We start from the raw sequence: 7,056 nt of genomic DNA on the forward strand, positions 1-7,056 counted from the left end.
ATATCTCGGAGCAAAAGATGAATGCACCTTTGCCGCCCGAGGTGTTGAAGCAGCACTTGATCGATCCCGAGATCTGCATACGCTGCAACACCTGCGAAGAAACTTGCCCTATTGACGCCATCACTCACGACGGCACCAACTATGTGGTGGATCCCGCCATCTGTAATGGCTGCATGGCTTGTGTGCCACCTTGCCCAACGGGATCGATCGATAACTGGCGGCTGGTGCTGAAAACCGAGGCCTATAGTGTCGAGGAGCAATTCGGCTGGGATGAGTTGCCTGGCGAAAAAGCGTTGCCCGACACGGTGTCCACGGATGCTGCATCCCAAGGCGAGGAGGCAGCGTTCCAGGCATCCAGCGATGGCGAGGATACCGATGCCGCCAGCGCGCCCGCCGCCTTTTCACCCTCGGGCGCCACGATTCCTCCGTGGTCTGCGGCGCATCCCTATGTCAATCTCTATGGCCACAAGACGCCTGCTGTCGCGACGGTCGTCGGCAATTATCGTGTGACCGACGATGATACCGACAGCGATATTCATCACATCGTGCTGGACTTCGGCAATGTGCCGTTTCCTGTATTGGAAGGTCAGTCCATTGGGATATTGCCGCCCGGCACTGATGCGCAGGGCCGTCCGCATCACGCGCGTCAATATTCGTTGGCGAGTCCACGCGACGGCGAGCGCGCGGGCTACAACAATTTATCGTTGACCGTAAAGCGCGTTACCGAGGACCATCAAGGGCAGCCGGCGCGCGGCATCTGTTCGAATTATCTGTGCGACCTGGCCAAGAACGATACGGTGCAAGTCATCGGGCCGTTTGGGAATACCTTTTTGATGCCCAATCACGCGCAGGCCAATCTGATGATGATCTGCACGGGCACGGGATCGGCACCTATGCGCGCCATGACCGAGCGTTACCGTCGCCGGATTGCACGCGGCACGAATGGCCGCCTGATGTTGTTCTTCGGCGCACGTACGCAACGCGAACTGCCATATTTTGGTCCATTAATGAAACTCCCGCGCGATTTCATTGACATCAACCTGGCCCTGTCGCGCGATGCGGAACAACCGCGGCGCTACGTCCAAGACTTGATCCGCGAGCGGGCCGCCGATGTGTTGACGTTGTTGCAGGATACGAATACCTGTATTTACGTTTGTGGACTAAAAGGAATGGAAACCGGCGTTTTGGACGCTTTGCGTGATGTGGTCGTGCAATCCGGCCAGGATTGGACTATCCTGCATGATGTGTTGCGCCGCGAGGGGCGGCTGCATTTCGAGACGTACTAGCTGGCAGGGGCTTGGGGCACATCATAGGGTGCTCTGCATCGCGTCATTTGGCGTAGGCACTTTGCCTGTCTTGTACCCAAACTACCGGCGTACTCAGGTGCGCCGGTTTTTGCTGAAGACGCCAAAAAAATGAAATTCGCAGAATTCAAGGAAGGCATGGTGATCCATGGTGGTCCGGTGACAGTCACCGAGGCCGAGATCCTGACATTTGCCCGCCAGTACGATCCTCAATGGTTTCACACCGATGTGGAAAGAGCCGCTCAAGGGCGCTGGGGTGGTTTGATCGCCAGCGGCTGGCATACGTGTGCGCTCGCGATGCGTATGGCGGTTGAGGCGGCATTGCATGATTCCGAATCGTTTGGTTCGCCCGGGCTGGGAGAGGTCCGTTGGCGAGTGCCGGTGCGGCCGGGAGATACGTTGAGGTTGGATGCGCGTGTACAAGCTGTGAGGCGGTCTACTTCTCGGGATGATCTGGGGATTATTACGTGGAACTGGACGATTCTGAATCAGCACGATGAGGCGGTGCTGGAGTTGGATGCGACTAGCTTGTTTGATTTGGGGCAGGTTGGTTAGCGGTTGCCGCAGAGTGGTTTTCTCGCTGGTGCTGGATGGTGTTGGCTTGGGTGAGGTTTGATGACGTCCGGCGGGTTCTGTTTCTGCTGGCCTTGAGCGTCTCTATTTAGGCGTCCCGGCCGCGCGCCCGAGGGGTGTGCCGGGCCTATCGCACGGACTCGGCCCATGACCAGGGGCCTCGGTCCGCTGCGCGGACTGAATCCGCGCTCTACGGCCCGGCACACCCCTCGGGCGCGCGGCCGGGACTCGCACTTGTTATAGGCGTCGGGCTCTAGTGCGATGGGTGTTGGGTCACATGTTGGTGCTTGTGCGCCGTCGTGCGAGGCACTGTTGTTGTGAGCCGCGTGGAAGGGGGCCGCTCGCCTCCATCTTGATGCATGACGGGGCCGTGGTCACTCATTACGGCGTGAGGCACCACGCCGCCTTGTGGGCGCGGCAAGGTCGTCGTCGAGATGGTTGCCCAGGCCGACGAAGAAGCCAGCAGCGGCGGCGTACGTCAGATGAGCCTGTGCGGGTTTGTCTGGACGGAAGGTAGTCGTGGCGGCTGCTGAGGCGAGGGGCATGGCCCACCCGTATGTGTCTATGGATTTCGCCAAGGACATCGGTGTACCTGTCATCAATTCGCCAGTGATACGGCCCAGGGTATTCGCCGCAGCGCCCACGGCGATGGCTGCCAAATGGACACCGGAAGCACCGCTGACACTCGCGATCTCGTGTAAAAAAAGTTCACGCATCGTTTCTCCAAATCTTGAATATGAGAAGAATCGAATCCCAAAGCATCGAGGGATGCTGAGACGCTGCACTGCTTAAACAACCTGCAGCTAATTCGGAGCCAGGAGCGTAGCGGTAATGATCGGTCGAGCATCCTAATGCTGACGTCGCCGAAAAAAATAAGACGTTGTTCCCCGATGGCCACATGCGCCAAAAGAACCAACAATGTCACTTCCAAAGAAAACGCCTCAACATCCAAAGATGCTGAGGCGAATTCTAGAAGGAACTAAACAGCGCAGAGAAAAAGGTCAACTGAACGCCTGAATCCCGGTCTGAGCACGACCCAGAATCAACGCATGCACGTCGTGCGTACCTTCGTAGGTATTAACCACCTCGAGGTTGACCAAATGACGCGCCACACCGAACTCGTCAGAGATCCCGTTGCCGCCCAACATATCGCGAGCCAGACGCGCGATATCCAGCGCCTTGCCGCACGAGTTGCGCTTCATGATCGAGGTGATTTCGACAGCGGCGGTGCCTTCGTCTTTCATGCGGCCCAGGCGCAGGCAGCCTTGCAGACCCAGCGTGATCTCCGTTTGCATGTCGGCCAGTTTTTTCTGGATCAACTGATTGGCAGCCAGGGGGCGGCCAAACTGTTTGCGGTCCAGCGTGTATTGGCGGGCAGTGTGCCAGCAGGCTTCGGCTGCACCCAGCGCACCCCAGGCAATGCCAAAGCGAGCCGAGTTCAGGCAGGTAAAGGGACCACGCAGGCCGGACACGCCAGGCATCATCTGGTCGGCCGGGACGTCGACTTCGTCCATCACGATTTCACCGGTGATCGACGCACGCAGGCCGACCTTGCCGTGAATAGCGGGAGCGGACAGGCCTTTCATGCCTTTTTCCAGGATAAAGCCGCGGATCTTGCCATCGAACTCGCCGCCCACGCATTTGGCCCACACCACGAACACATCAGCGATAGGCGAGTTGGTGATCCACATCTTGCCGCCGCTCAGCTTGTAGCGGTCGCCAGTCAGCACGGCGCGGGTTTCCATGCCATTGGGGTCGGAACCGTGGTTGGGTTCCGTCAGGCCAAAGCAGCCGATCCATTCACCGCTGGCCAGCTTGGGCAAATACTTTTTCTTTTGCGCTTCGCTGCCGAATTCATTGATCGGCACCATCACCAGCGACGATTGCACGCTCATCATCGAACGGTAGCCCGAATCCACACGCTCGACTTCGCGGGCGATCAGGCCATAGCTGACGTAGTTCAGGCCGGCGCCGCCGTATTCAACGGGGATCGTCGCGCCCAGCAGGCCCAGTTCGCCCATCTCGGCAAAGATCTTCGGATCAGTCTGTTCGTTGCGAAATGCGTCGAGTACGCGCGGCGCCAGCTTGTCTTGCGCATAAGCCGCGGCAGCGTCGCGCACCATGCGCTCTTCATCAGTCAGTTGCTGGTCGAGCAACAGCGGGTCTTGCCAGTGAAAGGAAGGATTCGAGGACATGCGGGTCTCCGGTATAGAGCGAAATACGGGGAATGCGTATATCGGGTTAATACGTTGATTCGGTTTGCGCAGCGATAGGGCGTTGCGAGAGTCCGGATCGATATTAATGCTTTAAGTCTAAATGATCTTGAAGTGCCGGCGNGTCAACCCGGTTGACGGGTTGACGCAGGGTTTATTGCTGCGCCTTCAGCGCGGCATCGCGGATCTTGTCCAGCGTGGTCGACGGCGTGATGGTCTGCGGGTCGATCAGGCAATGCAGGATGGCGGGCTTGCCGCTGGCCAGGGCGCGTTCAAACGCCGGCGCGAATTGTTCTGTCGTTTCGACACGCTCGCCATAGCCGCCAAAGGCCTGCGCGTACGCGGCAAAGTCGGGGTTCTGCAACTGGGTGGCGGAAATGCGGCCGGGATAGTGTTTTTCCTGGTGCATGCGGATCGTGCCGTACATCCCGTTATCGATCAGCAAGACGAGGATGGGCAGGCCGTATTGCACGGCCGTCGCGAATTCCTGGCCATGCATCATGAAGCACCCATCGCCTGCAAAACACACGACGGTCTTTTCGGGTTGGACGCGTTTGGCGCCGACGGCCGCCGGCAGGCCATAGCCCATGGATCCGGACGTCGGGGCCAACTGCGTACCGTAGCGCGTAAAGCGGTGGAAACGATGCAGCCACGTGGCATAGTTGCCGGCGCCGTTGGTCATGATGGCGTCGGCAGGCAGCGTTTTTTCCAGATAGGCCATGACTTCGCCCAACTGCAGCTGACCCGGTGTGTGCACCGAGGTGGGGTCGCTCCAGGCCAGATACGACTGGCGGGCGGTCTCTGTGTCGGCGGACCAGGCGGGTTGCGCAGGGCCTTTGACGCTAGCCAGGGCCTGGGCAAAGGCGGCGGGCGAGGTGTTGATGGACAGGGTCGGACGGTACACGCGGCCGAGTTCGGCGCTGTCCGGATGCACATGTACCAGTTTCTGGGCCGGCACCGGGATGTTGAGCAGGGTATAGGCCTGGCTGGGGTTTTCCGACATCCGGCCGCCGACCAGCAAAATCAGATCGGCATCGGCCACGCGTTTGAGCAGCGCCGGGTTGATTCCCAGGCCCACGTCACCGATAAAGCAGGGGTGATCCGCCGGGAACAGCATCTGGCGGCGGAACGATACCGCCGTGGGCAGCGCCAGGCGCTCGGCAAAGGCGGTGAACTGCTCGACAGCCTCGGCGCTCCAGCGGGTGCCGCCCAGGATGGCCACGGGAGAGCGTGCCTGAGACAGCAGTTGTTCCAGATCGCTCAGTTGGCCTGCCGTCGGGGCGCTCTCGATCACCTCGTAATGCGGCGCATCGTCCACCGTGGCGGTTTCGGTCAGCATGTCCTCGGGCAGCGCAATCACGACCGGGCCCGGGCGGCCCGAGGTGGCGATATGAAAGGCGCGGGAGATCAGTTCAGGAATACGTTCGACCTGATCGATCTCGGTGACCCATTTTGCCTGCGTGCCAAACACGGCACGGTAATCCATTTCCTGAAAAGCCTCGCGCTCGCGCATGCCGCGCTCGATCTGGCCGACAAACAGGATCATCGGCGTGGAGTCTTGCTTGGCGATGTGCACGCCTGCCATGGCGTTGGTGGCGCCGGGGCCGCGGGTGACCATGCAGATGCCGGGCTCGCCGGTGAGTTTGCCGTGCGCGTCGGCCATCATGGCCGCACCGCCCTCCTGGCGGCAGACCGTGACGTCGATCTGGGCGTCATGCAGGCCGTCCAGCACGGCCAGATAGCTTTCGCCGGGGACACAGAATACGTGTTTGACGCCGTGGGCGGCCAGTTGATCGACCAGAATATGTCCGCCCAGGCGGGCACGGGAAGGAGTCGTCGCGATAGTCATAGGTAAGCCGGTAATTAAATAAGCGGGCAGGCAAAATCAGCCGGATAGCAAGCTATTGAGCATAATGTTCCTCGCTTGCACAATGCAATTGATAAAATTGCACAATATAGTGACTTGTCAGCACGTAGTGTTCAACCTTGCGATGTTTCTTTATGCGTAATGGCATTCCTAATCTGAGCGCCTTGCAGGCTTTCGAGGCATCGGCCCGGCTGGGGAGCTTTTCCCGCGCGGCGGAGGAGCTCGCACTGACGCATAGCGCTGTCTATCGTCAGGTAGCCAGCCTGGAGGCTCGCCTGGGCGTGCAACTATTCACGCGCGTGCGCCGGCGTATTGTGCTGACCGAGCATGGCGCCGAATATGCGGGCCGCATCCGCCATCATCTGGATCAGATCGAAAAGGACACGTTCGGCCTGGTCAGCCGCACCGGGATGGGGCGCAGCATTCACATTGCGGTGGTGCCGACGTTGGCCACGACGTGGCTGATTCCGCGTTTGCCGGGTTTTCAACAGCAGTATCCCGACATTAGCGTGAGCCTGTCGGTGCGCACGCTGCCATTTCAGTTCAAGGACCAGCCATTCGACGGGGCGCTGTATCACGCCACGAGTCTCTGGCCGGGGACTCAAGGCGTGCTGCTGTTTCCGGAAAAGGAACTCGTCCCGGTCTGCGCCCCGCATTTGCCACGTCGCGAAGAGGACGGCCTGGCTGGGTTGACTCATCTGCACTTGAGCTCCCGGCCGGATGCCTGGCGGCTCTGGTATGCGGCTAATGGTCAATCTTATGGGCCTCAAGCGGCGGGTGGGCCGCGTTACGAGCTTTTCACCATGATGCTGGCGGCTGCGGAGGCCGGCTTAGGCGTGGGGCTGGTGCCGCATTTTCTGGCTTATCCGGCGTTGGAGGAGGGGAGGCTTGTGCAGCCGGTGCCGCAGGTGTTGACGGTGGGGCAGGGGTATTACTTCGGGTATTCGCAGCGGGATGAGAGGTCTGAGGCGTTGCGGGCGTTTGAGCGGTGGCTGCGGTCGGTGGCTTAGGGGGTTGCTTGCATGCGGGAATCGGGGTTCTTTNGNCGCCGGGGCTCGTCGTGTNAAGGGCGCGCTGGCCCGATCGCCTGGTCTGGCCG

General features: G+C 60.2%; 6 protein-coding genes. 3 read left to right on the forward strand and 3 right to left on the reverse strand.

The features are described 5' to 3' along the window. Positions 1-17: 17 nt before the first annotated feature. Complete coding sequence (gene boxA, locus ACNA0I_RS24045; RefSeq protein ID WP_415808545.1) at positions 18-1,286, forward strand: benzoyl-CoA 2,3-epoxidase subunit BoxA; 1,269 nt, start codon at positions 18-20, stop codon at positions 1,284-1,286. 129 nt (positions 1,287-1,415) lie between these two features. Further along, the gene (locus ACNA0I_RS24050; RefSeq protein ID WP_415808546.1) at positions 1,416-1,859 is read left to right on the forward strand and encodes a MaoC family dehydratase; all 444 of its coding nucleotides are present in this window, start codon (positions 1,416-1,418) and stop codon (positions 1,857-1,859) included. Between the two features lie 392 nt (positions 1,860-2,251). Here ACNA0I_RS24050 and ACNA0I_RS24055 read toward each other — a convergent pair whose 3' ends face one another. The 3 genes from ACNA0I_RS24055 to ACNA0I_RS24065 all read right to left on the reverse strand — a co-directional run bounded on the left by ACNA0I_RS24055 (position 2,252) and on the right by ACNA0I_RS24065 (position 5,939). Further along, positions 2,252-2,593 carry a hypothetical protein gene (locus ACNA0I_RS24055; RefSeq protein WP_415808547.1) on the reverse strand — a complete coding sequence of 114 codons (342 nt, stop codon included), beginning with the start codon at positions 2,591-2,593 and terminating at the stop codon, positions 2,252-2,254. 285 nt (positions 2,594-2,878) lie between these two features. Then, positions 2,879-4,072: an acyl-CoA dehydrogenase gene (locus ACNA0I_RS24060; protein WP_415808548.1), complete on the reverse strand. Its 1,194-nt coding sequence runs from the start codon at positions 4,070-4,072 to the stop codon at positions 2,879-2,881. Positions 4,073-4,244: 172 nt separating this feature from the next. Further along, positions 4,245-5,939 (reverse strand): thiamine pyrophosphate-binding protein, encoded by a 1,695-nt coding sequence (locus ACNA0I_RS24065; protein ID WP_415808549.1) that lies wholly within the window; start codon positions 5,937-5,939, stop codon positions 4,245-4,247. Between the two features lie 152 nt (positions 5,940-6,091). Here ACNA0I_RS24065 and ACNA0I_RS24070 point away from each other — a divergent pair, with 152 nt between their 5' ends. Further along, entirely contained in the window at positions 6,092-6,967 is an 876-nt protein-coding gene (locus ACNA0I_RS24070) for a LysR substrate-binding domain-containing protein (RefSeq protein ID WP_415808550.1), read from the forward strand. The last annotated feature ends 89 nt before the right edge of the window (positions 6,968-7,056 follow it).

Source organism: Bordetella muralis (genome assembly GCF_965139205.1).
In the GTDB taxonomy this organism is placed as follows: domain Bacteria; phylum Pseudomonadota; class Gammaproteobacteria; order Burkholderiales; family Burkholderiaceae_B; genus Bordetella_A; species Bordetella_A muralis.

Coding starts and splice junctions, on each gene's coding strand:
- boxA (WP_415808545.1), top strand. CDS start 18: ATGAATGCACCTTTGCCGCCCGAGGTGTTGAAGCAGCACTTGATCGAT.
- ACNA0I_RS24050 (WP_415808546.1), top strand. CDS start 1,416: ATGAAATTCGCAGAATTCAAGGAAGGCATGGTGATCCATGGTGGTCCG.
- ACNA0I_RS24055 (WP_415808547.1), bottom strand. CDS start 2,593: ATGCGTGAACTTTTTTTACACGAGATCGCGAGTGTCAGCGGTGCTTCC.
- ACNA0I_RS24060 (WP_415808548.1), bottom strand. CDS start 4,072: ATGTCCTCGAATCCTTCCTTTCACTGGCAAGACCCGCTGTTGCTCGAC.
- ACNA0I_RS24065 (WP_415808549.1), bottom strand. CDS start 5,939: ATGACTATCGCGACGACTCCTTCCCGTGCCCGCCTGGGCGGACATATT.
- ACNA0I_RS24070 (WP_415808550.1), top strand. CDS start 6,092: ATGCGTAATGGCATTCCTAATCTGAGCGCCTTGCAGGCTTTCGAGGCA.